Source organism: Bradyrhizobium sp. 25ACV (genome assembly GCF_054863005.1).
In genome coordinates this window covers 424,284-449,026 of sequence record NZ_JAVAYO010000001.1, presented here as the reverse complement: position 1 = coordinate 449,026, position 24,743 = coordinate 424,284, and the positions used below count along the sequence as shown (strand labels likewise).

Annotated in this window: 21 protein-coding genes and 1 pseudogene; 14 read left to right on the top strand and 8 right to left on the bottom strand. The window is 64.1% G+C overall.

What is annotated here, in order from left to right; translation table 11 throughout:
• Window positions 1-221: 221 nt before the first annotated feature.
• Complete coding sequence (locus tag RAD04_RS01945) at window positions 222-1,961, bottom strand: methyl-accepting chemotaxis protein (protein WP_461622406.1); 1,740 nt, start codon at window positions 1,959-1,961, stop codon at window positions 222-224.
• A 222-nt stretch (window positions 1,962-2,183) separates the two neighbouring features.
• Between RAD04_RS01945 and RAD04_RS01940 the strand changes: the two genes are divergently transcribed.
• From RAD04_RS01940 to RAD04_RS01920, 5 genes are all read left to right on the top strand, one after another.
• Window positions 2,184-3,566: an ethanolamine ammonia-lyase subunit EutB gene (locus tag RAD04_RS01940; RefSeq protein ID WP_461622405.1), complete on the top strand. Its 1,383-nt coding sequence runs from the start codon at window positions 2,184-2,186 to the stop codon at window positions 3,564-3,566.
• Window positions 3,567-3,717: 151 nt separating this feature from the next.
• Window positions 3,718-5,304: a B12-binding domain-containing radical SAM protein gene (locus RAD04_RS01935; RefSeq protein WP_461622404.1), complete on the top strand. Its 1,587-nt coding sequence runs from the start codon at window positions 3,718-3,720 to the stop codon at window positions 5,302-5,304.
• 6 nt (window positions 5,305-5,310) lie between these two features.
• Window positions 5,311-6,096 carry an ethanolamine ammonia-lyase subunit EutC gene (gene eutC / locus RAD04_RS01930; RefSeq protein ID WP_461622403.1) on the top strand — a complete coding sequence of 262 codons (786 nt, stop codon included), beginning with the start codon at window positions 5,311-5,313 and terminating at the stop codon, window positions 6,094-6,096.
• A 209-nt stretch (window positions 6,097-6,305) separates the two neighbouring features.
• On the top strand, window positions 6,306-8,672 hold the full coding sequence (locus RAD04_RS01925) for an efflux RND transporter permease subunit (RefSeq protein ID WP_018315688.1): 2,367 nt from the start codon (window positions 6,306-6,308) through the stop codon (window positions 8,670-8,672).
• 229 nt (window positions 8,673-8,901) lie between these two features.
• Window positions 8,902-10,170 (top strand): MFS transporter, encoded by a 1,269-nt coding sequence (locus RAD04_RS01920; RefSeq protein ID WP_461622402.1) that lies wholly within the window; start codon window positions 8,902-8,904, stop codon window positions 10,168-10,170.
• On the opposite strand, the gene RAD04_RS01915 is transcribed toward RAD04_RS01920, so the two are convergent.
• The gene (locus RAD04_RS01915) at window positions 10,136-10,969 is read right to left on the bottom strand and encodes a hypothetical protein (RefSeq protein ID WP_461622401.1); all 834 of its coding nucleotides are present in this window, start codon (window positions 10,967-10,969) and stop codon (window positions 10,136-10,138) included. The genes RAD04_RS01920 and RAD04_RS01915 overlap by 35 nt on opposite strands.
• 92 nt (window positions 10,970-11,061) lie before the next feature.
• Complete coding sequence (locus RAD04_RS01910) at window positions 11,062-11,559, bottom strand: hypothetical protein (RefSeq protein ID WP_091953368.1); 498 nt, start codon at window positions 11,557-11,559, stop codon at window positions 11,062-11,064.
• Window positions 11,560-12,018: 459 nt separating this feature from the next.
• Here RAD04_RS01910 and RAD04_RS01905 point away from each other — a divergent pair, with 459 nt between their 5' ends.
• From RAD04_RS01905 to RAD04_RS01865, 9 genes are all read left to right on the top strand, one after another.
• Window positions 12,019-12,252: a hypothetical protein gene (locus RAD04_RS01905; RefSeq protein ID WP_461622400.1), complete on the top strand. Its 234-nt coding sequence runs from the start codon at window positions 12,019-12,021 to the stop codon at window positions 12,250-12,252.
• A 193-nt stretch (window positions 12,253-12,445) separates the two neighbouring features.
• The gene (gene hpnC, locus RAD04_RS01900; protein WP_461622399.1) at window positions 12,446-13,330 is read left to right on the top strand and encodes a squalene synthase HpnC; all 885 of its coding nucleotides are present in this window, start codon (window positions 12,446-12,448) and stop codon (window positions 13,328-13,330) included.
• Entirely contained in the window at window positions 13,320-14,159 is an 840-nt protein-coding gene (hpnD, locus tag RAD04_RS01895) for a presqualene diphosphate synthase HpnD (protein WP_461622398.1), read from the top strand. Before hpnC ends, hpnD begins: the two co-directional genes overlap by 11 nt.
• The gene (gene hpnE / locus RAD04_RS01890; protein WP_461622397.1) at window positions 14,159-15,415 is read left to right on the top strand and encodes a hydroxysqualene dehydroxylase HpnE; all 1,257 of its coding nucleotides are present in this window, start codon (window positions 14,159-14,161) and stop codon (window positions 15,413-15,415) included. Before hpnD ends, hpnE begins: the two co-directional genes overlap by 1 nt.
• Window positions 15,416-15,479: 64 nt before the next feature.
• Window positions 15,480-17,462 (top strand): squalene--hopene cyclase, encoded by a 1,983-nt coding sequence (gene shc, locus RAD04_RS01885; protein ID WP_461622396.1) that lies wholly within the window; start codon window positions 15,480-15,482, stop codon window positions 17,460-17,462.
• Window positions 17,396-18,208 carry a phosphorylase gene (locus RAD04_RS01880; protein ID WP_461622395.1) on the top strand — a complete coding sequence of 271 codons (813 nt, stop codon included), beginning with the start codon at window positions 17,396-17,398 and terminating at the stop codon, window positions 18,206-18,208. Before shc ends, RAD04_RS01880 begins: the two co-directional genes overlap by 67 nt.
• Before the next feature lie 188 nt (window positions 18,209-18,396).
• Entirely contained in the window at window positions 18,397-18,672 is a 276-nt protein-coding gene (locus RAD04_RS01875) for an AbrB/MazE/SpoVT family DNA-binding domain-containing protein (RefSeq protein WP_461622394.1), read from the top strand.
• Complete coding sequence (locus tag RAD04_RS01870; RefSeq protein ID WP_179733964.1) at window positions 18,659-19,051, top strand: type II toxin-antitoxin system VapC family toxin; 393 nt, start codon at window positions 18,659-18,661, stop codon at window positions 19,049-19,051. The genes RAD04_RS01875 and RAD04_RS01870 overlap by 14 nt, the downstream gene beginning before the upstream one ends.
• A 74-nt stretch (window positions 19,052-19,125) precedes the next feature.
• On the top strand, window positions 19,126-19,974 hold the full coding sequence (locus RAD04_RS01865; protein ID WP_461622393.1) for a hypothetical protein: 849 nt from the start codon (window positions 19,126-19,128) through the stop codon (window positions 19,972-19,974).
• 144 nt (window positions 19,975-20,118) lie between these two features.
• Here RAD04_RS01865 and RAD04_RS01860 read toward each other — a convergent pair.
• The 5 genes and pseudogenes from RAD04_RS01860 to ispH form a co-directional block, all read right to left on the bottom strand.
• A pseudogene (locus RAD04_RS01860) lies at window positions 20,119-20,373 on the bottom strand (transposase); the annotation flags it as partial.
• Window positions 20,345-20,614 carry a hypothetical protein gene (locus tag RAD04_RS01855; RefSeq protein ID WP_461622392.1) on the bottom strand — a complete coding sequence of 90 codons (270 nt, stop codon included), beginning with the start codon at window positions 20,612-20,614 and terminating at the stop codon, window positions 20,345-20,347. The pseudogene RAD04_RS01860 and the gene RAD04_RS01855, both read right to left, overlap by 29 nt.
• 299 nt (window positions 20,615-20,913) lie before the next feature.
• Window positions 20,914-21,219, bottom strand: a complete 306-nt coding sequence (locus RAD04_RS01850) for an antitoxin (protein WP_461622391.1) — start codon at window positions 21,217-21,219, stop codon at window positions 20,914-20,916.
• Between the two features lie 1,144 nt (window positions 21,220-22,363).
• A complete protein-coding gene (gene hpnH, locus RAD04_RS01845; protein WP_461622390.1) occupies window positions 22,364-23,524 on the bottom strand; it encodes an adenosyl-hopene transferase HpnH in 1,161 nt (386 codons plus the stop codon).
• Between the two features lie 37 nt (window positions 23,525-23,561).
• On the bottom strand, window positions 23,562-24,488 hold the full coding sequence (gene ispH, locus RAD04_RS01840) for a 4-hydroxy-3-methylbut-2-enyl diphosphate reductase (protein WP_461622389.1): 927 nt from the start codon (window positions 24,486-24,488) through the stop codon (window positions 23,562-23,564).
• Window positions 24,489-24,743: the final 255 nt, after the last annotated feature.

Here is a 24,743-nt window from a genome sequence, read left to right as displayed (position 1 = left end):
CCCCGGGTGGGCGACTAGGATCCCAAGCAGACCGCCATCGCCATGATGACATCATGCCGGTGTCTTGCCCGACGAGTCAAATTTATTTCGTAAAATCAGAATGATTTCGCGCCGGCAGCTAAGCCATTGATTTAGCTGTCCCCGGCTACTGTGCATGGGGTTTTTTTTCAGTTTTTTGTCGGAGCGACCCCACCGAAGGCCCTGCAGCGGTGGACGCGCCGTTACTCCGCCTTGGCGATGCGGCCGTCCGCCGACCCCGCGCGCAGGTTCTGGAAGAACTTCTCCACCTCCCGCGACAGCGTCTCTGCCGTCTCGGTCAGGCTGCCCGCCGCCGTCAACACCGAGGATGCGGCGGTATCGGTCTCGCCGATGGCGTCGCGCAGCGAGGTGATGTTGGCGACCAGCGTCTCGTTGCCCTGCGCCGCGCTTTGCGCGTTGGACGAGATCTCGCGCGTGGCGGCGTCCTGCTGGCCGATGGCGCCGGCGATCGCCGAGGTGACCTCGTTGATCTCGCGCACCGCGCCGCCGATCTCGCGCACGGCCTCGACCGCGTTGCGTGTCGAAGCCTGGATCATCGAGACGTTCTCGCTGATCTCAGCGGTGGCCTTGGCGGTCTGGCCCGCGAGCGCCTTCACTTCATGAGCGACCACGGCAAAGCCGCGGCCGGCGTCGCCGGCGCGCGCGGCCTCGATGGTCGCGTTCAGCGCCAGCAGATTGGTCTGCTCGGCGATGGCCTGGATCAGATTGAGCACGCCGTCGATGCGTTGCGTCGCCGCGGCGAGGCTCTCGATCTCGGAGATCGACTTCTCGGTGCGCTGGCCGGTCTGCTCGACCGCGCCGGCGCTCTGCCGCACCTGGCGGCCGATCTCGACGACCGAGGCCGACAGCTCCTCGGCCGCGCCCGCCACCGCCGTGACGTTGTGCGAGGCCTGCTCGGTGGCGTTCGCCGCCGTGCCGGCGCGGCTGTTCGCGTCCGCGGTGACGCGCGTGATGGTCTGCGCGGTCTCACGCATGACCGAGGCGTTGTCGCTGAGGCCGCGCATGATCGCGCCGATCGCCCCGCGAAACTCCTCGACGGATTGCTCGATGTGGCGCGCGCGTTCCTCGCGCGCCGCCGAGCCCTGTGAGACCTGCGAGGCGAGGTTGCGGTTGCGGCCCATGGCGTCCTGGAACACCTGGATCGCGCGCGCCAGTGCGCCGATCTCGTCGGCGCGGTCGGAGTGCGGCACCACGACGTTCTCCGCGCCGTCGGCGACCTGCTTGATGGTCGCGGTGATCGCGGCGAGCGGCCGGGCGACCGAGCGGGCGATGATGACGATGCCGATCACGACCAGGGCCAGCGCCACGCCGCCGAGGCAGGTCAGGACGAAGGAGAGGGTGCGATTGGTCTCCGTCTCACGCGCGATCTGTCTGGCGCGCTCGGCATAGACCTTGGACAGCGCCTCGAGGTCCTTATTCAGCGCCGAGCGCACGGTGCGGTTGGCATCGTTGTCGCCCCATTCGCGGCCCGCGGCCGCATTGATCTCGACGCCGCGGCGCACCAGCTCCTTGCGGAACTCGACGAACTGCTCGATGCGCTTCTTGAAGGTGGCGAACTGCTCGGCATCGTCGGCTTTGACGATGGTCTCCCAACGCTTCACGACATCGAGGATCTGGGCGTTGAACTTGAGCAGGCCCTCGCCGTATTTCTTCACCACGGCGGGCTCGGTCGACATGTAGACGCCGCGCGATTCCATCACGACCGCATAGACCAGCGAGTTGACGCGCTCGACGTTCAGCGCGGCGGCGTTCGCCGTCTCGATCGCGCTGGTCAGGTCGGCGCCGCGGCGGCTGTTGTAGTCGGACAGCATCGCGATCGCGGCCGTCAGCAGCGCGAACAGCGCGAAGATCGCATAAAGCTTGGTGGCAAGCGTGAAACGGCCGGCCAGCTTGGCGGCATTCCCAGATCGGTCTGATGTCATGGTGTTCAGGGGCCCGGAATGGCCTGAAGCGGCCGGTGAGCGGGGTGGTTTGAATTTGATGCAAAACTATGCAGAACGAAGATGGATGCGGCGTTAACACGGCCGTTGGCTGCCTCCGTCCTTGGTCGTAGGAAAGGCAAGTTATTTCAGCGTCTTGATCCGAAGGTAGAATTTCAGGATAGTCTTAGGTCGGCCACCGGCCGACGCACCCCGGAGAGACCCTTGGTCTACCGCCATACCATCGACGCCACGACCCACACCTTCCCGGACCTGCGCGATCTCCTTGCCAGGGCGACGCCGCCGCGCTCCGGCGACCGGCTGGCCGGGATCGCCGCCGACACTGCCGAGCAGATGATCGCGGCGCGGATGGCGCTCGCAGACGTTCCGCTCGGCCAATTCCTGCAGGAAGCCGTGATCCCCTACGAGGCCGACGAGGTCACCCGCCTCGTCATCGACAGCCATGACGCGAAGGCCTTCGCGCCGGTGGCGTCCCTGACGGTCGGCGGCTTCCGCGACTGGCTGCTGTCGGATGCGGCGACGCCGGAGGTCCTGCGCAAGCTGGCAGGCGGCATCACGCCGGAGATGGCAGCGGCGGTGTCGAAGTTGATGCGCAACCAGGATCTGATCCTGGCGGCGCGGAAATGCGAGGTCACCACCGCCTTCCGCAACACCATCGGCCTGAAGGGGCGGATGAGCACGCGGCTGCAGCCCAACCATCCGTTCGACGATGCCAGGGGCATCACCGCTTCGATCCTCGACGGCATCCTGCTAGGGGCCGGCGATGCCTGCATCGGCATTAATCCTGCAAGCGACGATCCGGCCGTCATCGCGCAATTGCTGCGACTGCTCGACGAGATCATCACGCGGCTGAAGATCCCGACGCAGGCTTGCGTGCTGACCCATGTCACGACGACGCTGGCGCTGATCGGGCAGGGCGTGCCGGTCGACCTCGTCTTCCAGTCGGTCGCCGGCACCGAGGCCGCCAATCGCAGTTTCGGCATCGACCTTGCGCTTCTGAAGGAAGCGCAGCAGGCCGGGTTGTCGCAGGGGCGCGGCACGGTTGGACAGAACGTGATGTATTTCGAGACCGGCCAGGGCTCGGCGCTGTCGGCGGGCGCCCATCACGGCGTCGACCAGCAGACCTGCGAGGCGCGCGCCTATGCGGTCGCCCGCGCCTTTGCCCCGCTGCTGGTCAACAGCGTGGTCGGCTTCATCGGCCCGGAATATCTCTATGACGGCAAGGAAATCATCCGCGCCGGGCTGGAGGATCATTTCTGCGGCAAATTGCTCGGCCTGCCGCTCGGGATCGACATCTGCTACACCAACCACGCCGAGGCGGACCAGGACGACATGGACAATCTGCTGACGCTGCTCGCCGCCGCCGGCGTCACCTTCATCATGGGTGTCCCCGGCGCCGACGACGTCATGTTGAACTACCAGTCGACGTCTTTTCACGACGCGCTCTATGTCCGGGACGTCTTCGGTCTGCGCCGCGCGCCGGAATTCGACGACTGGCTGGTGCAGGCAGGTATTACGGGCGCCGATTTCCGTCTTGCCGGCGATGCAGGCCTGCTGCCCGATTTTGCCTCGCGGCTGATCGCCTGAGGCTGGAAGCGCCCTAAGGCCTTCAGGAAACCATTGGTCCCTCTCCGAATTATGGTTGTGCCACAATATTGAGAAATTCCGGCGACGGCATTACGCTATGTGTCTGGCTGGCTATTTCCGCAACCAGATCGAGCGTGGCGGGGGAGCTTTGATGCGAGCTGAAAGTAACGGAACGTCCCGGCGGATTCTCTGCGTGTTTCCGCGCTACACCTCATCGTTCGGGACGTTCGAGCATTCCTATCCCCTGACCGATGGTGTCCGTGCCTTCATGCCGCCGCAGGGGCTGCTGCTGCTCGCGGCCTATCTGCCTCGGGAGTGGCAGGTCGAATTCGTCGACGAGAACCTGCGTCGGGCGACCAGGGAAGAGTTCGAGTGGGCCGAGGCGGTCTTCGTCAGCGGCATGCACATCCAGCGCCAGCAGATGAACGACATCTGCCGCCGCGCTCATGAATTCAATCTGCCGGTCGCGCTCGGCGGTCCCTCCGTCAGTGCCTGTCCCGACTATTATCCGTCTTTCGACTATCTCCATGTCGGCGAGCTCGGCGACGCCACCAACCGGCTGATCGAGATCCTGTCGCGCGACACCTCGCGTCCCGAGGCCCAGGTGGTGCTGACCACCAAAGACCGCGTGCCGATGACGGAGTTTCCGATCCCGGCCTATGAGCTTGCCGACGTGAAGAAATACTTCCTCGGCAGCATCCAATATTCCAGCGGCTGTCCCTATCAGTGCGAGTTCTGCGATATCCCCGGCCTCTACGGCCGCAACCCGCGACTCAAGTCGCCGGAGCAGATCATCGCCGAGCTCGACCGCCTGCGCGAATGCGGCATGACCGACACGGTCTATTTCGTCGACGACAATTTCATCGGCAACCGCAAGGCGGCGATGGACCTGCTGCCGCATCTGATCGAATGGCAGAAGCGGACCGGCTACGTGGTGCGGCTCGCCTGCGAGGCGACGCTCAACATCGCCAAGCGGCCCGAGATCCTCGAGAAGATGCGCGAGGCCTATTTCATCACCATCTTCTGCGGAATCGAGACGCCCGATCCCGACGCGCTGAAGGCGATGCAGAAGGACCACAACATGATGGTCCCGATCCTGGAGGGCGTGCGCACCATCAACTCCTACGGCATGGAGGTCGTCTCCGGCATCATCATGGGGCTCGACACCGACAAGCCGAATACGTCCGAGGCGCTGCTCGGCTTCGTCGAGGAGTCCCGGATTCCGCTGCTGACGATCAACCTGCTTCAGGCGCTGCCGAAGACGCCGCTGTGGGACCGGCTGGAGCGCGAGGGGCGCCTGGTCGAGGACGACGGTCGCGATTCCAACGTCGACTTCCTGCTGCCCTATGATGACGTCGTCGCGTCCTGGAAGCACGCCATGGCGGTCGCGTATGCGCCCGAGAAGGTCTACGCGCGCTTCCAGTATCAATGCGACCACGTTTATGTTCACCGCCTCAAGGTGCCGACCCCGGATGAGATGAAGACCTGGGCCAACATCAGGCGTGGCCTCGTCATGCTGCGCAACATCTTCTGGAAGGTCGGCGTGCTCGGCGACTACAAGCGCGTGTTCTGGAAGTTCGCGCTGGGGCGCCTCAAGCGCGGCGATATCGAAGGCCTGATCGGATGCACCCTGATCGCGCACCACCTCATCACCTTTGCGCGCGCGGCCTCCAGCGGCAGGCAGAACGCCTCGAACTATTCGATCCGGCTGCGAGAGGCCGCCGTTCCCGCCGAATGATGCGACATGTCTGATCCGGCCCTGCCGCGCCGTCCGACCCTCGATCTGCGGGCGTTCACGCCCGCGCGCGTGGCGCTCGGGCGCAGCGGCGCGAGCGTGCCGACCAAGGCGCTGCTCGATTTTACGCTCGATCATGCCCGCGCCCGCGATGCCGTGCATGCCGCCTTCGATGCAGCGCGTCTGGTCGCCGATCTCGGCGCGCTGGGGCTTGCCGTCACCGAGGTGAGGAGCCAGGCGGTCGACCGCAGGGACTATCTGCGGCGGCCGGATCTGGGACGTCGGCTCGACTCCGGCTCGGCCGAGGTCCTGGCGCGGGCGGCCTCGGCGCCGTGCCGGCTTGCGCTCGTGATCGGCGACGGCCTGTCCGCGGCGGCGGTCAACGCCCATGCGGTGGCCCTGGCGAGGCGCCTGCTGCCGCTGCTGGCGGAAGGGGATGATGTCGCGATCGACCATGTCGTCGTCGCCTCAGGCGCGCGCGTTGCGCTTGGCGACGAGATCGGCGCCATTCTCGGCGCGCGCATGGCCCTGATGCTGATCGGCGAGCGGCCGGGCCTGTCCGCACCCGACAGCCTCGGTGCCTACCTGACCTTTGCGCCGAAGCCCGGCCGCACCGACGCGGAGCGAAATTGCGTGTCCAACATCCACTACGCTGGGTTGAGCTACGACGAGGCCGCCTTCAAGATCGCCTGGCTGGTTCGCGAGGGGCTGGCCCGGCAGGTCAGCGGCGTGGCGCTGAAGGACGAGAGCGCGGACCGCGCGCCGCGTCGAATTGGCACGGCGTTGCCCGAATGACGGGCATCTCCGGGCCCTGATCGCCACTTCTTGATCGATTTGGCCACACTTGGCCTGCTTGCGAAAAGACCGGTTCACCTGCTAAACCCCCTCGCGGCGATTTTCCGCGCATTTTCAAAGGGCAAGCCTCCCATTTGTATGGCGTTTTCAAGCCGTTCGCGGGGCGCAATAAGCTCTCAGACCGAGCCGATTTAGGAACTGGATAAGGCATGCTCGAAAAGCACAGCGAGAATGAGGTTCATGTCGACAAGGTCGAGCAGGGACCTACGTCCTCGATCGCCTTCGGGCTGGAGCGCATCGGGCTGATCGCCGTCCGGGCGCCGATCGTCTCCTGCATCGTCCTGCTCGTCCTGATCGTCGGAGCCGTGTTCGGCATCCACCGGATCAAGATCGACGATTCGCTATCGCAGCTGTTTCGCTCTGACAGTCGCGAATTCCACCAATATGAAGAGGTGACCAAGAAGTTCCCGGCCGAGGAATTCGACGTCCTCGTCGTGGTCGAGGGCAAGAACCTGCTGGCCCGGAACAATCTGGAGAAGCTGCGCGACTTCATCACCGACCTGCAACTGGTCGAAGGCACGCGCGGTCTGGTCTCGCTGTTCTCGGCACGCCAGGCGCCGGCGCCGGGCAAGCTGCCGGCGGCGCTGTTCCCGGCCGAACTGCCCGAAGGCGCCGACTACGACAAGTTCATCGAGACCGTCAAAAACAACGAGATCATCCGCGGCAAGCTGTTGTCGGAAGACGGTACGCTGGCGCTCGTCGTGCTGTCGCTCGATCCGGAGGTGGTGGCGTCCAGCAAGCTGACCAAGACCGTCGGCGACATCCGCGCGCTGATGAAGGAGGATCTCAGCGACACCGGTCTCAACGTGCAGCTCTCCGGCGTGCCGGTGATGCAGCTCGAGATCCGCAACGCCGTCGAGCGCGACGGGCTGACCTACAACATCCTCGGCATCCTCGCCGGCTGCATCATCGCCATCATCTTCTTCCGCAAGATCTCGTTCATGGTCGCCGCGGCGTTCCCGCCGATGATCGCGATCCTCTTGGCGCTCGGCGCGCTCGGCTGGGCCAATTTCAATCTCAACATGTTCCTGAATGTGATGACGCCGCTCATCATGGTCATCAGCTTCTCGGACTCGATGCAGCTCACCTTCGCCGCGCGCGACCGGCTGATCGCGGGCCAGGACAAGTTCACCGCGTTCAAGAACGCGGTGCTGGTGGTGGGCCCGGCCTGCGTGCTGACGCACGGCACCGCCGGCATTTCCTTCATCGCGCTGCAGTTCTCCAACTCGGACCTGATCCGCAAGTTCGGCGAGGCGGGCCTCGCCGCCACCATCATCGCGCTGGTTGCGGTGCTGTCGCTGGTGCCGGTGTTCGGCGTGCTGCTCGTGCGCAACGAGAAGACGTTCGCGGTCAAATTCCAGAGCGCGGATGCCGGCGTCCAGGCGCTGCGCAATTTCTGCTACTGGATCGCGGTGCGCATGGTGGGCCGGCCCGGCCTGTTCAGCCTGATCGCGGTGCTGTTCGTCGGCGGCCTCGGCGTCATCTACGCCAATCTGGAGCCGCGCTACCGGCTTGCCGACCAGGTGCCGGACAAGCGTCAGGCCGTCGCCGCCAGCAACCGGCTCGATGCCAAGCTCACCGGCGCCAACCCGGTCAATGTGCTGATCCAGTTCCCCAAGGGTGAATCGCTCTATTCGCCGGAGACGCTGCAGACCATCGCGGACGTGCATGCGACCGTGGAGAAGGCGGCCGGTGTCGGCAATGTCTGGTCGGTCGAGACCCTGCGCCGCTGGCTTGCGGAAAAGGCCGGCAGCGCCGACGTCGCCACGCTGAAGGAATATGTCAGCGTCATTCCCGAGCATCTGGTGCGGCGCTTCATTGACGCCGAGCAGGACGCGGTCGTGGTCGCCGGCCGCGTGCCGGACAAGGATTCCAGCCAGCTCCTGCCGATCGTCGACAAGCTCGATGCCGAGCTCGACGCTGTCCGCAAGAAGCATCCCGGCTACGAGGTCGCGGTGACGGGCCTTGCCGCGATCGCCGCGCGCAACTCGGCCAGCATGATCGAGAAGCTGAACCGCGGGCTCACCGTCGAATTCGCGCTGGTCGCGATCTTCATCGGCCTCGCCTTCCGCTCCTGGGTGGTGATGTTCGCCTGCATCCTGCCGGGCATCTTCCCGGTGGTGATGTCGGGAACGGTGCTGTGGGCGATGGGGGAGGGCCTGCAATTCGCCAGCGTCGTCGCGCTCACGGTCTCGTTCGGGCTCGGCCTCAGCGCCACCATCCACTTCCTCAACCGCCTCCGCCTGGAGAGCAAGCCAGGCGTCGGCTCCGCGCTCGCGGTGGAGCGGGCGACGGTGCTGGTCGGCCCGGCGCTGATCCTGACCACGGTGGTGCTGGCCTGCGGCCTCGTCGTCACCGTGTTCTCCGACCTGCCGTCGCTCCGGCTGTTCGGCTGGCTCAGCGCCTTCTCGATGGTGATGGCGCTGGTCGCCGACCTCTTCATCCTGCGGCCGACGGCGATGTGGCTGATCAATCTGCACGCCAAGCTGCAAGGGACCGACAAGCCGGCGATCTAGTCGTCATCGCGCCACACCACGGCGTCCGCGCGATTCCGGGAGAGCCCTCCCGCGTCCGCGCGGAACCGCCCATCTTTTCTTCACGGCTGAACGAACCTTTGCTGTGCCCGCCTGTTCAACCAGAGCTGTGAACGGCCCCCAGTTGATATTGTCGTTTCAACAAGCAGGCGTGCGAGCGATGGCGCGCTGAGAAACTTCGGCGACAACCTCAACTCTGAGGATGGGCGACATGCGCGCTGAGCCGGCCCATGAGGCTGCGTCTGGAGGTGGCGTCGACAGCGCCGAGGCGCCGGATCGGGCTCCTGCCAATCTGGCTCGAACGGTCGGGCCTGCCGCGTCCGCGCCGGATTGGGCGAAGGTCGCCCTCGTGACCGCAACGGTGGGCGTGTTCGCGGTCGCGGTCGGCATGTCGTCGCCGCTGCTCGCTCTCGTTCTCAAGAGAGAGCAATTCAGCGGCCTTTTGATCGGCACCAATGCCGCGATGATGCCGATCGGGCTTTTGAGCTCCGCGCTTTGCGTGCCGCGTCTTGTGCAGGGAACGGGTGCCTACAAGGCTGCCGTCGGGCTTGCCCTGATCGCGGCCGCCGCGCTCGCCCTGATGATGGTCTTTCGCACGCTATGGATCTGGTTTCCGGCGCGGTTCGTGCTTGGTCTCGCCATCGGCGGCTTCTACATCGTCAACAAGGCGTGGTTGAACGAGATCGCCGTGCCGGTCTATCGCGGCCGCGTCATGGGACTCTATGCGGCCGTGCTGGCCGCCGGTTTCTCGCTTGGGCCCTTCGCGCTTGCGCTTACGGGCTCCTCGGGGTGGTGGCCATTCGCGGTCGGCATATTGGCCCTGCTCGCGGCTGCGCTGATCACGGCCATATTCGCGACGCGGCTGCCCAGCTTCTCCGTCAAGGAGCGCACGCCGATCACGAGCTTCCTTCCGCGCGCGCCCGTGCTTCTCGCGGCGGTCGCGACTTTTGCCCTGTTCGATCATGCCACGCTGACCTTTCTGCCGGCCTTCGGGATAAGGAACGGATATTCCGAGCAGGCGATGGCCATCGGCCTTGCCTTGCTCAATGGTGGCAACGTGTTGCTGCAAGTGCCGGTCGGTTGGCTTGCAGACCGGTATCCGCGGCGGCTCGTGCTTTTGGGGCTTGCAGCCGCGACCGCAGCCGGCGCCGTCCTGCTCGCCATTGCCGTCCAGCAGGGACTGCTCATGCTGTTCATACTGTTGTTCGTCTGGGGTGCATGCGCATACGGCGTCACCACCGTCGCGCTTGCAGAGCTGGGCGATCGTTTCGGTGGCCCGACTTTGCTAGCGGGCAGTGCGGCCTTCACGCTCGCCAGCGGCATCGGCGGAATGTTGGGCGGCCCGCTCACCGGCGCTGCCGTCGACACTGCCGGCGACAGCGGCCTGATCCTGGTCCTGGCAGGTGCCTACGGACTGCTCGGGCTGCTCGTCGCGGCTGTCCCGCTCAGGCCTCGACGCGGACGATCCCGTACGGATTGAACTTGAAGTTGTCCTCGGCGTAGTCCTGCTCGTGCGACAGCGTGAGCTTGCGATCGCGCAGCGTTGCATCGATGCCGCGCTCGGCCATGGCGTCGGCGATCTCGTCCATCAGCATCACCGCGGACCATTCGTTGCCGCGCGATTTCGCAACATAGACCTCCGGCAGGCCGACGAGGTGATAGCCGACGCTCTCAAAGTAGCGATCGCCGGCGAGCGGGCGCTTGGCGAAGGCGAGGCGACAGGCCTTGGCGACGGCGGACGTCATGCGAAGGCCTTGGTCCGTCTTCGCGCCGTTGCGCGCCTGATCGGCGAGGCTGCGCCAGCGCGCGACGCCGTGTGCGACGCCGGCGCTTTCGCCCTTTGCCGCAACCGCGCCTGCGTCGAACATCTCGTCCACGATCTGTAGCGCTGCGGCCGAACCGGCAGCTGTTTTCTCCTGATCCATCCGCGGGCTCAGCACGTAGAGCACCGCCTTGTGGTTGGCCACGGCCGCTTCGTCCGCCGCGGACCATGCCTTCGGAAAGACGCGGTCCCAGCACACGCCGAACGATCGCGCCATGTTCGCATCGGGTTTGGCCTGCGAATAGGTGCGGTCGATCTCGAAGCCGAAATCGGCGATTGTTTTGGCCACCGCCTTCGGTGGTCGCAGCAGGCTGTCGTTCCTGCCGAGGAAGCAGAGCACGTGACGCGGCTTCACGGACGAAGGCTGCATGTTCGCTCCCTGCTGATCATTGGCGAAGGCGCGAGTGGCGACGAAGAGACCGGCGGCCTTGAGCAGATGTCTGCGTATCGGGTCCATCTCGGCAAGTCCGTTCCGGGTGAGTTCATGCCAGCAAAAAGCCCCCGGCTCGCGAGAACCGGGGGCCATGATTCCATTCAAGCTGGACGAAATCAGCTCTTCGTCATGGTGATGTTGACGCCGCGGATCTCGCCCTTGGAGCTGATCTGCACCGTCTGCTTGGTGCCGTTGGTACGCAGCGACAGATTGGCGGCAAAGCCGTTGGCCTCGACGAACACGTCGATCTGGCCGCCGCCGGCGGTGCCCTGGAGATTGCCGAAGATATTGCGGCTGGACTCGCTCCAATTCCCGGAGATGCGCTCGCCCTGGCTCGTCACGTCGCTGGTGAGGTCGAACTTGTAGCTGTCGGACGCGCAGTGCAGAGCCTGCTTCAAATTGAGGCCGCTGCCGGCGACCTTGTAGTCAGCCTTGCAGCGAATGCGCTCGGTGGAGCCGTCGGACAGCGACACCGTGCCGGTGCCGGTCCACGCGCCGTCGAAACCGGCAAAGGGGCCCGACGACTGAGCGTGGCCTGCCGAAACCGAGAAGAGCAGCGCCGCCCCGATGCCGGCCGCCTTGATTGCCAGTCCAGATCGCCCAAAGAATTTCATCTCAAATATCCCGTTTTGGAACGACGCCCGCTTACGCGTGATAACGTCTCGCCACATCGAAAGTTTAGTGCTCCGAGCCAGTGTCAGGTTCAAAGCCCGGCCGCCAGAGATGGCGGTTCACGACGTCTCTCGCCAGACCTGGACCGGTCGATTTGCCCTGTTTCTGCGTGTTTCCGGCGGGAAAGGCGGGGCGGACAGATGCAGCTCTGCAACAGGTATGCAGTAAAACGCAGTGCTTCCGAATTATGACGTAGTATCAATCTCTTACATCTGCCAATGAAGGCGCAGGGAAGACCTGATTTGGTGGGCGTGGCGCCAATTTGGCCGCATTTGCCAGTGCTTGTGCCTTCTCTGAGGCCGCACCTCCCGCGGCGACTTGCCATCAGAACAATCCGTTCCGGTGTCCGCCCTGTGCAGTCCGGGTCCGGTGCGATTCTGCCGTCAGAATGAAGGAATACAATGCGTAAGCTTCTCGTCGCTCTCACCCTGCTGTCGGCCTCCCTTTCGACGGCGGCGTTTGCCCAGCAAGGGCGCGGCACGGACGCCGAGCAGAAGGCCTGCACGCGCGACGTGCAGAAGTTCTGCCGCCCGGTCATCGACCAGGGCGATTTCACCATCCTGGCCTGCCTCAAGGAGAACCGGGCCAAGATCTCGCAGGCCTGCGACCAGGTCCTGAAGACCCACAACCAGTAAGCTCGGCCACTGGCCCACAAAAGGCGGCCTCCGGGCCGCCTTTTCGGGCCCGATCCGCGGAAGGGCAGCCATCGAGAGACAGGATTGGTTTTGCGGTCGTATTCCCCTATATGGGGGCCGCGGCGGATCGCCGGCATGAGCCCGCGCGAGCGAACAAGCCCTTCCTGTCCAAACGATTGTAAACCAGCCCTCGATGACCTCTGCGAGCGAATTGCGATCCGGTAAAGGTGACCGCGACGAGAATTTTCCCGTCGCGTCCTGGATCATTCATCCGCGTCATCGCGCCCTGATCCTGGCGTATTACAATTTCGTCCGCACCGCCGACGACATTGCCGATCACGCGACCCTGCCGCCCGACCAGAAGCTCGCTTATCTCGACCTGCTCGAGGCGGAGCTGCTCGGCAAGGGCGACACCCAGGCTGAGGCCGTGATCCTGCGCCGTGCACTGGCCGAGCGCGGCATGGCGCCGCGCCATGCGCTCGACGTGCTCATCGCGTTCCGCATGGACGTGACCAAGCTGCGCTACGAGAACTGGGACGAGGTCATCCACTATTGCCGTTACTCGGCGATGCCGGTCGGCCGCTTCATGCTCGATGTCCACGGCGAGAGCACCTCGACCTGGGCCGCATCGGATGCGCTCTGTGCAGGCTTGCAGATCAACAATCACCTCCAGGATTGCGGCAAGGATTTTCGCGAGCTCAACCGCGTCTATCTGCCGCGCGATGCGCTGGCAGCACACGGTGCCTCCGTCGAGCAGCTCGGGCTTTCGCAGTCGCCACCGGCGATGCTGGCCTGCTTGCAAGCGCTTGCCGTTCGCAACGAAGCGTTGCTCGACGAGGGCAGGGCGCTCGCTGCGGAGATCCGGGATTTTCGTCTCGGCGTCGACGTCGCGGTGATCCAGGCCTATGCCGACCGCATCGTGCGCCTGCTCAAAGTGCGCGATCCCCTGCGCGAGCGGGTGCACCTGAACAAGTTCGAACTGCTCACCTTCAGCCTTGCCGGAATGATCGGCGAGGTCGGCCGCCGCGCGATTGGACGCAAGGCCATTTCCAGACCGGGGACTGCACATGACGCTTGAGGCGACCTCGCCCGGCGCCAATTATGGCTCGACCGCATCCGGCAGCTCGTTCTATGCCGCGATGCGCATCCTGCCGCATGACCAGCGCGAAGCGATGTTCCAGATCTACAGCTTCTGCCGGCAGGTCGACGACATCGCCGATTCCGACGGCCCGCGCGCCGAGCGGCTCGCCGCGCTTCAGGAATGGCGCAACGACATCGACGCGCTCTATCAGGGCAATCCGCCGCCGCGCCTGAAGGACTACGTCGGCTCGGTGAAGACCTTCGGCCTCAAGCGCGAGGATTTCCTCGCCATCGTCGACGGCATGGAGATGGACGTCCCGCAGGACATCCGCGCGCCCGACATGGCGACGCTGGATCTGTATTGCGATCGCGTCGCCAGCGCGGTGGGACGGCTGTCGGTGCGGGTGTTCGGCTTGCCGGAAGAGGACGGCATCCAGCTCGCCTATCATCTGGGCCGCGCGCTTCAGCTCACCAATATCCTGCGCGACATCGACGAAGACGCCGGCCTTGGCCGGCTCTATCTGCCGCGCGAGGCGTTGCTGCATGCCGGCATCACCTCCGACGATCCGAACCGCGTGATCGCCGAGCGCGCGCTGCCGAAGGTCTGCCTGCCGCTGATGCAGCGTGCGAAGGCGCATTTCGAGAAGTCGGACGAGATCATGAACCGCAACAAGCGCCGCACGGTGCGCGCGCCGCGGATCATGTCGAAATACTATCATTCCATTCTGGATCTCCTGATTGCGCGCGGCTTCAACGCGCCGCGCCAGCCGGTGCGTGTGTCAAAGGTCACACGTATCCTGATCCTGCTCCGCTACGCTTTCATCTGATGCAAAAGACAGCTCATATCATCGGCGCCGGGATTTCCGGCCTTTCCGCCGCCGTGCGGCTCGCCAATGCCGGCTTCAAGGTCGCCGTGCACGAGGCGACGCAGCAGGCCGGCGGCCGTTGCCGTTCCTATTTCGACGGCGCCACCAATCTCACCATCGACAACGGCAATCATCTGCTGCTGTCGGGCAACAGCCACGCGCGTGCCTATGCGCGTTCGATCGGCAGCGAGGCCGGCCTCGTCGGTCCTGACAGCGCGCAGTTTCCCTTCGTCGACATCAAGACCGGGCAGCGCTGGCAGATCGATCTCGGCACCGGCCGGCTGCCGACCTGGGTGCTCGACGAAGGCCGCCGCGTGCCCGACACGAGCCTCACCGATTATCTGAAACTGGCGCCGCTGATCTGGGCGTCGGAAGACACATTGGTCGGCAAATCCATTCCTTGCGAAGGCGTGCTCTATCAGCGTCTGGTGCAGCCGCTGCTGCTCGCGGCGCTCAACGTCGATCCGCCCGAGGGCTCGGCCGGGCTTGCCGGCGCCATCGTGCGCGAGACGCTGCTTGCCGGCGGACAGGCCTGCCGTCCCCTCATCGCGCGCGACGGCCTCAGCGCCGTTCTGATCGAGCCGGCCGTGAAGTTCCTGCAGGACCGTGGCCATACCGTGCAGCTCGGCCATGAGCTGCGCTCCTTCACGACCACCGACGGCAGGGCGAGTGCGCTGAATTTCGGCGGCGAGGATGTCGTTCAGATCGGGGAGGGCGATGTCGTCGTGATGGCGGTGCCGCCGCGTGCTGCTGCGAGCCTGCTGCCGGGCGTGAAGACGCCGACCGAATATCGCGCCATCGTGAATGCGCATTTCCGGATCACACCGCCGCGGGGTTCGGCGCCGATCCTCGGCGTGATCGGCGGCGTCGTGGAGTGGCTGTTCGCGTTCCCGAACCGCTTGTCCGTCACCATCAGCAACAGCGACCGTCTGGTCGACATGCCGCGTGAGGAACTCGCGCAGACGATCTGGAACGACGTTTGCAAGGCCGGCGGCGTGTCCGGCGAGTTGCCCCCCTGGCAGATCGTGCGCGAGCGTCGTGCCACATTTGCGGCGACGCCGGCGCAGAATGCCCTGCGTCCGGGGCCGGTCACTGCGCTGAAAAACCTGTTCCTCGCGGGTGATTGGACTGCTACGGGATTGCCTGCAACCATCGAGGGATCGGTCCGGTCCGGTGATCGCGCCGCCGATCTGGTTCTCGCCGCCAAAGGATCCTGAAAGGCGGCCCTGACGGGCAGACGTCCCGGCCAATTTCAATCGACTATCGGAGCAATCGAGCGAGATGGATTCCGTGAACGCGACCAGCCGCGAAGCCCTTCAATCGGGCATCTTGCAATCGGGCATCCTGGAATCGAGCATTGCATCGGCGACGCAGGGCGTCGTCGACTTCCAGCAGGCGGACGGCCATTGGGTGTTCGAGCTCGAGGCCGACTGCACGATTCCGGCCGAATACGTCCTGTTGCGCCACTATCTCGCCGAGCCGGTCGATGCCGTGCTCGAAGCCAAGATCGCCAATTATCTGCGCCGCGTGCAGGGCGCCCATGGCGGCTGGCCGCTGGTGCATGACGGCGAGTTCGACATGAGCGCCAGCGTGAAGGCCTATTTCGCGCTGAAGATGATTGGCGATTCCGTCGACGCCCCGCACATGGTGCGCGCGCGCGAGGCCATTCACGCGCGCGGCGGTGCGATTCACAGCAACGTCTTCACGCGCTTCCTGCTTGCGATGTTTGGCGTCGTCACCTGGCGCGCGGTGCCGGTGCTACCGATCGAGATCGTGCTGCTACCGTTCTGGTCGCCGTTCCACCTCAACAAGATCTCATACTGGGCGCGCACCACCATGGTGCCGTTGATGGTGCTCGCAGCGCTGAAGCCGCGCGCGAAGAACCCGAAGGGCGTCGGCATCGACGAGCTGTTCCTGCAGGATCCGCGCTCGATCGGCATGACCGCGAAGGCGCCGCACCAGAGCATGGCCTGGTTCGTGCTGTTTCGCTCGCTCGACGCCGTCTTGCGCGTGATCGAGCCGATGTTCCCGAAGGCCTTGCGCAAGCGCGCCATCGATGCGGCGCTCGCCTTCACCGAGGAGCGGCTCAACGGCGAGGACGGCATGGGCGCGATCTACCCGCCCATGGCCAACATCGTCATGATGTACGACGCGCTCGGCAAGGATGAGAACTTCCCGCCGCGCGCGATCACGCGCCGGGGCATCGACAAACTGCTCGTGATCAAAGACGACGAGGCCTATTGCCAGCCCTGCGTCTCGCCGGTGTGGGACACGACGCTGACGGCGCATGCGCTGCTGGAAGCCAGCGGCGACAAGGCGGTGCCTGCGGCCAAGCAGGGCCTCGACTGGCTGATCCCGAAGCAGGAGCTCGAGGTGAAGGGCGACTGGGCCGTGAAGCGGCCCGACGTGCGTCCGGGCGGCTGGGCCTTCCAGTACAACAATGCGCATTACCCCGATCTCGACGACACCGCCGTGGTGGTGATGTCGATGGACCGCATGCGCCGGGAGCACGGTGCGACCGGCTACGACGCCGCGATCGATCGCGGCCGGGAGTGGATCGAGGGCATGCAGAGCGACGATGGCGGCTGGGCTGCCTTCGACGTCAACAATCTCGAATACTATCTCAACAACATCCCGTTCTCGGACCACGGCGCGTTGCTCGACCCGCCGACTGAGGACGTCACGGCGCGCTGCATCTCGATGCTGGCCCAGCTCGGCGAGACCGAGAAGACCAGCAAGCACGTGGCTGACGGGGTCGCCTATTTGCGGAAGACCCAGCACCCTGAGGGCTCCTGGTACGGCCGTTGGGGCATGAATTTCATCTATGGAACCTGGTCGGTGCTCTGTGCCCTCAACATGGCCGGGGTCGACCACAAGGACCCCATGATTCGGAAGGCTGCCGGCTGGCTGGCCTCGATCCAGAACGAGGACGGCGGCTGGGGCGAGGACGCCGTCAGCTACCGCCTCGACTACCGGGGATGGGAGGCCGCCCCCTCGACCGCCTCGCAAACGGCATGGGCCTTGCTTGCCCTGATGGCGGCAGGCGAGGTTGATCACCCGGCCGTCGCCCGCGGGGTGGAGTACCTGATTGCAACACAGAACGAAAAAGGACTGTGGGACGAGCAGCGGTACACCGCCACAGGCTTCCCCCGCGTGTTCTATCTGCGGTATCATGGTTACCCAAAGTTCTTTCCGCTGTGGGCACTGGCGCGGTATCGGAACTTGCGGAACACCAACAGCAGGGTGGTAGGGGTCGGAATGTGACTTTGGGGACGGGGGACTATTTTACCGTGGGTAATGCCATCGACCCGCGGCCGATACTGATCGTGACCGGACTGGTTCAGGAGGCCCGCATCGCAGCCGGGCCCGGAATGGCTGTTATTTGTTCATCCAGCAGCCCGACCCAGTTGCGGGCGCTGCTGACGGTGGTGGATCCAGAGACGATTCGCGGCGTGATCTCGTTCGGCGTGGCCGGCGGGCTCGACCCGAGCTTGCGCTCCGGAGACGTCGTGCTGGCGACCGAAGTGCTCGACGGCGACACCCGCTGGGCCGCAGGGCTCTCGCTCGGCGACGAATTGATCGACCGCCTGACCTCGGGCCGTCGCCGCGTGGTACGCGGCAGCCTCGCCGGTGCCGAGGAAGTGGTCACCAAGCGCGCCTGCAAGGCGGCGCTGCACTCGGAGACGGGCGCTGCGGCTGTCGACATGGAAAGCCACATCGCCGCCGCCTACGCCGCTGAAGCCGGCTTGCCGTTTGCCGCAGTTCGCGTCATCAGCGACCCCGCCCACCGCGCGCTGCCGGCGCTCGCCCGTGCCGCGATCAAGCCGAACGGCCAGATCGACCTCGCGGCCGTGCTGCGCGGCATCGTGCGCAATCCGGCGACGCTGCATGCGCTGGTCTCGACCGGTATAGACTTCAACCGCGCGCTGCGCTCACTGCGCGGATGCCGCGACTATCTGATCGGTACCGAGATCGTCGAGAGCGAGACGCTGGTGTCGAAGGCGGCCTGAGCGGTTTCTGCGAGCACGCAAGAGGATAAGGGCCCGGTCGTGTGACTGGGCCTTTCTTTTTGAATTGCGTGATCGTCGTCACGGGCGGCGGAATCCATCGACCTGGCCTCCGCACCACCATCTGACGGCTTGAATGTGAGCCCATCTGCGATTATCTTACATTTGTCTTACTTTGAAAAGGTTGGGCAATGGCCGTCACGGACAAGCTCACGACTATCGTTTCCACCAAGGGCCAGGTCATTCTGCCCAACTCCATTCGCCGACGGCGGGAGTGGAAGGCGGGAACGCGGCTCACCGTCGAGGAGACTTCGGAGGGCGTCCTGCTGAAGCCGGCGCCGGCCTTTGCGGCGACGCGGCCGGAAGAGGTGTTCGGGGTCCTGGCTTACCGCGACAAGCCGAAGACGCTCGAAGAGATGGACGAAAGCGTGCTTACTGAAGCCAGGCGGCGGCATGATCGCGATTGATACCAACTTGATCGTCCGCTACCTGACCGGAGATCACGCCACCCAATCCGCACGTGCCCGCGCCTTGATCGACGGCGAGAGGGTCTTCGCCGCGGCTACGGTGCTACTCGAAGTCGAGTGGGTGCTGCGAAGCGCGTACGGCTTTCAGGCCGCGGACGTCGTGCATGCGCTTCGTGCCTTCGCAGGACTTCCGACCGTTACCGTCGAGGACGGCGCGACGGTTGCGACGGCACTCGACCTTGCCGAGAGAGGAATGGATTTCGCCGATGCGCTGCATCTGACGAGATCCGGGCATTGCGAGGCCTTCGTCACTTTCGATCGCAAGCTCGTCAAGGCGGCGAAACAGGTGGGTTATGAGGGGGTACGCGAAGCCGAGTAGTGTGGCCCGAAGCCGACGGAGGGTGGATAACGATGATTGAGTAAACTCGCGCCCCGCAATTCCCGAGGAATAAAATGACAGTTGGATTGGCGCGCCGCTTTGGCGATCGAATACTGATCATTGCCGACACGATGATTTCATCGAGGTCGGCCGCGAAGAAAGACATTATCCCGGGCCGGGTCAAGGCGGTGGTCCTGGCGGAGCACGTTTCGGCAGCCTACGCGGGTTCAGTCGATCATGCATTGCCAGCGTTACAGCGGGCGGCTCAAATCGCGCGTAGCAATGCCCGGATCGAGGATATAATCGAGCCGTTGAGGTCAACGAACGCTGAGACTGCGCACGATGAAGAATTAGTAACGGAGTTCTTGATTGCATCGCATCGCGATGGAATTGCGATGATGAAGGTGTGGCGAGGCGGCGAGATCACGAGGAGCGATAGTCTCTTATGGATAGGAGAGCCGTCAGTCGCGGATGCTCTAGTGAGTCTTGAATCTGCTGCGCCTACCCCAATAGGCTGGCCAGATGAGGTTCGGCTCAATTGGGTCGCGGCGCAATTCCTCGGTGATCCTACTCGGTTCGTTGACAAGCACGTCGGTGGATTTTTCGTCACTCTGTTGGCTTCGCCAGTCGGGCATACTTATCAGGACATGGCCGGAGCAACCTTGTGCAACGATCTCCGTCTCAGTGGCGCGACTGCTGATGATAGTGGGGGACTGAAGGTCTATCACTATCAGGTTCTGCATGGTTTCTGGCGAGGCGCTGCCGTGTTGGCGGTCTATTTGCCTCAGCCCAAGCTGGGCTTCTTGTATCGCCCTCTTAGCATGGATCGGCCCGCTGACGTCATTGGCAATACTTCTCCAGAAGAGCTCCTTGGTCTCATCAGGAATGAAGCAACAGCCATGGGGGCAACGATACGAAATTAGGGCGTAGGATGGGTTGAGCCCTTGCGAAACCCATCTCTTCCCGATCGCCGCTCTCCGTAATCGCGGTCATCATCTGATTGATCGCCCGCCAAATCGGCTGGAGGTTTGATGGGGAGGGCGTAGGCTAAACCCATCGCTTTCCGATTACCGTTCTCCATAATCGCGGCCGTCATCTGCCTGATCGCCCGCCCAATCGGCTGGATAGTTGCCGAGCTCCACGTGACGATGAAACGAGGACGGCGCCCAGTCGCGGACCCGGTCGACGAGCCTGTGTTTGACCGGATTGATGTGAACATAATCGACATGCCGGGCGAAATCGATTTCGTCGCGAATGGTATGCTCCCAATATCTGCGTTGCCAGATGCCCCGTTCACCTTTGGCCGAGCGGCTTCGGGATATCCTTTCGTTTCGCGCCGTGCGAGATGTAACCGAGAACCTGTTGAACGAGGTAGAGACTGTTCACCGAAAGGTCGCCGACATCAAAGAAATTGAAGGTTGGCTCGCCTTTCGACATCGCGATTTCCATCCCGTTGGATTTGTCTCTCTGCCAGATGAAATGGGGGAAGCTCTGGTCCTCCAGAGCGATGGAAGGTGATACGCTGCACGAAAGCAATGAGAACGAGATCAACGCGACAGCCATTACTCGCACGGCGATATCCCGACCAGCTTGAGCTAGCCGCCCCCTAGCCGAGCAAATCGGGACATGTCCTGTGAGGGGAAGGGGCAGAGCATTCGATTGGGCGTTAACGACCGCTCCGATTGCCCCTGGCAAGATTGCGAAAAATGCTCTTGTCGCGCTTCGAAGACGCCACGCTGGCAAGCGCCCCTCGGCAAATTCATAGTTGGATACTAACATCGCAAACTCTTGGCTCGTGGGATGGTAGAGTGAAGCGAAACCCATCGATTGGTGAGGGGGCGACGATGGGTTTCGCGAAGAGCTCAAGCATCCCACGGCCTATCCGGCTGTTCCTTGGTTGTGAAGTCAGTGCTGAAGCCGCGCGCGACGGCAGTTCGAAGAGATGCCCAAGTTTCGGCGGTCTCCCGCTGGGGGCGTAGAACGACGGCATCACCTTGCCGCGCCACCTCGATTTCATCGCACGACAGATGAAATTGCATCGGCAATCGGACGAACTGGGAGTTGCCAGACTTGAAGACCTTGGCGGTGTTGGGCAGGGCAGCCTCCTGTAGACGCTGACGCGAATATACAGCTTCAGGTCGAGGCACGCGAGATCGTTCATCGTGCATTCCTCGCTCCTTCCGTGGGGTCGGAGGCGGGGGCAATGAGGCGACCGCTGTCTTCGACCGACGGCTAGTGGCGCGGCAAGCGGCTGGTCGAAATGACCCGTCGGGCAAAACACCCCAACACCCGTCAACCCCACCGCCCAAAAATATTCCACTTTCCAGAATTTCGGATTTGTGGCATAGAGCGCTCATCCCGGCCCTCCCAGAGGGGCGCTTCGCGATCGTCACGAGATGCGGGTCGGGGTGCGGTGGACGCGGCAGCGCCGGCGCGAGAGGCGATGACAGGGCGGGCGACCGTGAGTCATGCGCAACGCGGGACGAACGGCGTGGTCACAGCGGTTTTGGTCGTCGTCGGGGTCGAGCACACGCTAGCTCTCGGCGATCAGGTCAAACCGTCCGCGGACGGAGAAGTCGTGTGGTCCTGACGCCCGCAGGCTGGCGTCAAGCCTTGCGGTGATGCGGCGGCCCGACCGGGCGCGCATCGATTAGCCGCAACGCGACGGGGGCAACAGTGCATCGCTCCCCGAGGAGAGCACGAAGGAGGCCGTTAAAACCATCCGCGCAGGGAAGGCCGGGCGACCGGCAACACCTGTAGTCCACCCCGTGTGCGTTTTTCCATGCACGCGGACCGCGGGTGCCGCCGGCGCCCGGCCTTCCCTGCGCCCTCTGGCTTCATGGGGCGCGAACGAACAGCAAAGCTCGGGCGAAAGAAGCCGCGAGAGTGCGCAGGTGTGTCTGCGAGGAAGAGCGCTGATGGTGAAAGCGAGCCGGTGCCACATACGCCGTCATTGCGAGCGCAGCGAAGCAATCCAGAATCTTTCCGCGGAAGGATTCTGGATTGCTTCGTCGCAAGAGTTCCTCGCAATGACGGCGTGGAGAGAGCGGGCAACACATTCGCGACTCGTGCCCCGGACGCAGCGCAGCGTCCCCCCGGCGATGCGAAGCATCGTCCGGTTCGACGATGCGCTGCAGAGCCGGGGCCCATGCATCGACACGGCACCCGGCTGCTGGGTCCCGGCTCTGCGCAGCAGCGCAAAGAGCGCTGCAGCGCGTCCGGGACACGGGCCGCTCGTCTGACGGCGCACAAGACAAAGGCCCGGTCGCGTTCGCGACCGGGCCTTTCTCGGTTGTAAATATGATTGCCGCTTTACGCCGCAGTCGAAGCCTTCTGCGCGGCCTTCGCCTGCGCGGCCTCGGCCTCGTCCTTGCGAATCTCCGACATGCGCTTCTGCACTTCCGCCGAGAAGATGTACTGCGCCGGGCGCTGCTTGCTCATGTCGATCTCCGGCGCCATCGGCCCCGAGGTCTTGATGCCGCGCAGCGACACCCACATCGCCTTCAGCGGGTTGTTGAGGGCTGCGGTCGCCGCCGTCGGCTCATAGCCGCAATGGGCCATACAGTCGGCGCACTTCTCGTACTTGCCGGTGCCGTAGGTCTCCCAGTCGGTGGTGTCCATCAGCTCCTTGAAGGTCTTGGCGTAGCCTTCACCGAGCAAATAGCAGGGCTTCTGCCAGCCGAAGATGTTGCGCGCGGGCATGCCCCACGGCGTGCACTCGTATTCCTGGTTGCCGGCGAGGAAGTCCAGGAACAGGCCGGAATGCATGAAATTCCACTTCTTGCCCTTGCCCATCGCAAAGACGTCGCGGAACAGCTTCTTGGTCTTGGTGCGGTTGAGGAAGTGCTCCTGGTCCGGCGCGCGCTCATAGGCGTAGCCGGGCGACATCGAGACGCCGACACCGAGCTCGACGGTGAGGTCCAGGAACTTCGCGATCTCCTCGGCCGGGTGGCCGTCGAAGATGGTGGCGTTGACGTTGACGGTGAAGCCGCGCGCCTTGGCCGCCTTGATCGCGGAGACGGCGCGGTCGAACACGCCCTTCTGCGACACCGCCTTGTCGTGATGGTCCTTCAGGCCGTCGAGATGCACGGAGAAGAACAGATACGGGGAGGGCTCGAACAGATCGAGCTTCTTCTCGAGCAGCAGCGCGTTGGTGCAGAGCGAGACGAACTTCTTGCGCTCAACGAGGCCGCGCACGATCTCGCCGATCTCCTTGTGGATCAGCGGTTCGCCGCCGGGAATGGCGACCATCGGCGCGCCGCACTCGTCGGCCGCGTCCCAGCACTCCTGCGCGGTCATGCGGCGGTTGAGGATCGCATCCGGATAATCGATCTTGCCGCAGCCGACGCAGGCGAGGTTGCAACGAAACAGCGGCTCCAGCATCAGCACGAGCGGATAGCGCTTGCGGCCAAGCAGTTTCTGCTTGAGCAAATAGCCGCCGATACGCATTTCCTTGAAGAAGGGGATGGCCATTACAAAGTTTCTTTCTGGGCTTTTCAATTCGGGTGGGTCAGCTCGCAGCCAATTGGGCCGGAAGCCGGAATTCGATGTTTTCCTCGCGGCCCGGCAACACCTGGACCTTGACCGGTCCGATTCGCCGCATCGCTTCGATCACGTCATCCACGAGTACCTCGGGCGCCGAAGCGCCGGCCGTGATGCCGACGGTCCTGGCATTTTTCAACCACTCCGGATTGAGCTCGCTGCCGTCGGCAATCAAATAACTCGCGACGCCGGCTTCGGTGCCGATTTCGCGAAGCCGGTTCGAATTCGAGCTATTGGCAGCGCCCACCACCAAGATCACGTCGACCAGCTTGCTCAAGTCCCTTACCGCAGATTGGCGGTTCTGTGTCGCATAGCAGATATCCCGGATATCCGGACCTTGAATATCTGTAAAGCGGGTCTGAAGGGCCGCGATGATATCCTTGGTGTCGTCGACCGACAGGGTGGTCTGGGTGATGTAGGCCACTGGCGTATCAGCCGGCAACGTCAGGGCCATAACCTCTTGAACGCTTTGGACAAGCAGCACGGGGGCGGGAACCTGGCCCATCGTGCCCTCGACCTCGGGGTGGCCGGCATGGCCGATCAGGATCAGCGTGCGGCCCTTGGTGATGTAGCGCTTCCCCTGATTGTGAACTTTCGTGACCAGCGGGCAGGTGGCATTGAGCACGGGAAGGTCGCGCGCGGCGGCCTCTTCCTCGACGCTGCGGGCGACGCCGTGAGCGCTGAAGACCGTTACTGCCTTCGGCGGCACCTCGGACAGCTCCTCGACGAAGATGGCGCCTTTGTTCTTCAGGCTTTCGACCACGTATTTGTTGTGTACGATCTCATGGCGCACGTAGACGGGCGGGCCGTACTTTTCCAGCGCCCGTTCCACGATCTCGATCGCACGCACCACGCCCGCGCAAAAGCCGCGCGGTTGCGCCAGATAAACTTCCATTGGACGCCCATCACGCAAGTTGCACCAATCCGCTTCAGTTCCCGGCGGCACCTCGATACTGACCAATGCGTTGCAATATCCGCACCATTGGTTCGCGCACGCGGTAGCCACCCACCCCCGTCGGGGCTCCGGCGCATGGAGGCGCAATACTTTGTGTCAAAAAATCGGCGGTAAGGAAAGGCCGAATGGACCTGAGTTCCCTGCTAGGCCGATTTTACGGTATTATAGTAGAGAGGTGGGTGTATGCAAGCCAGC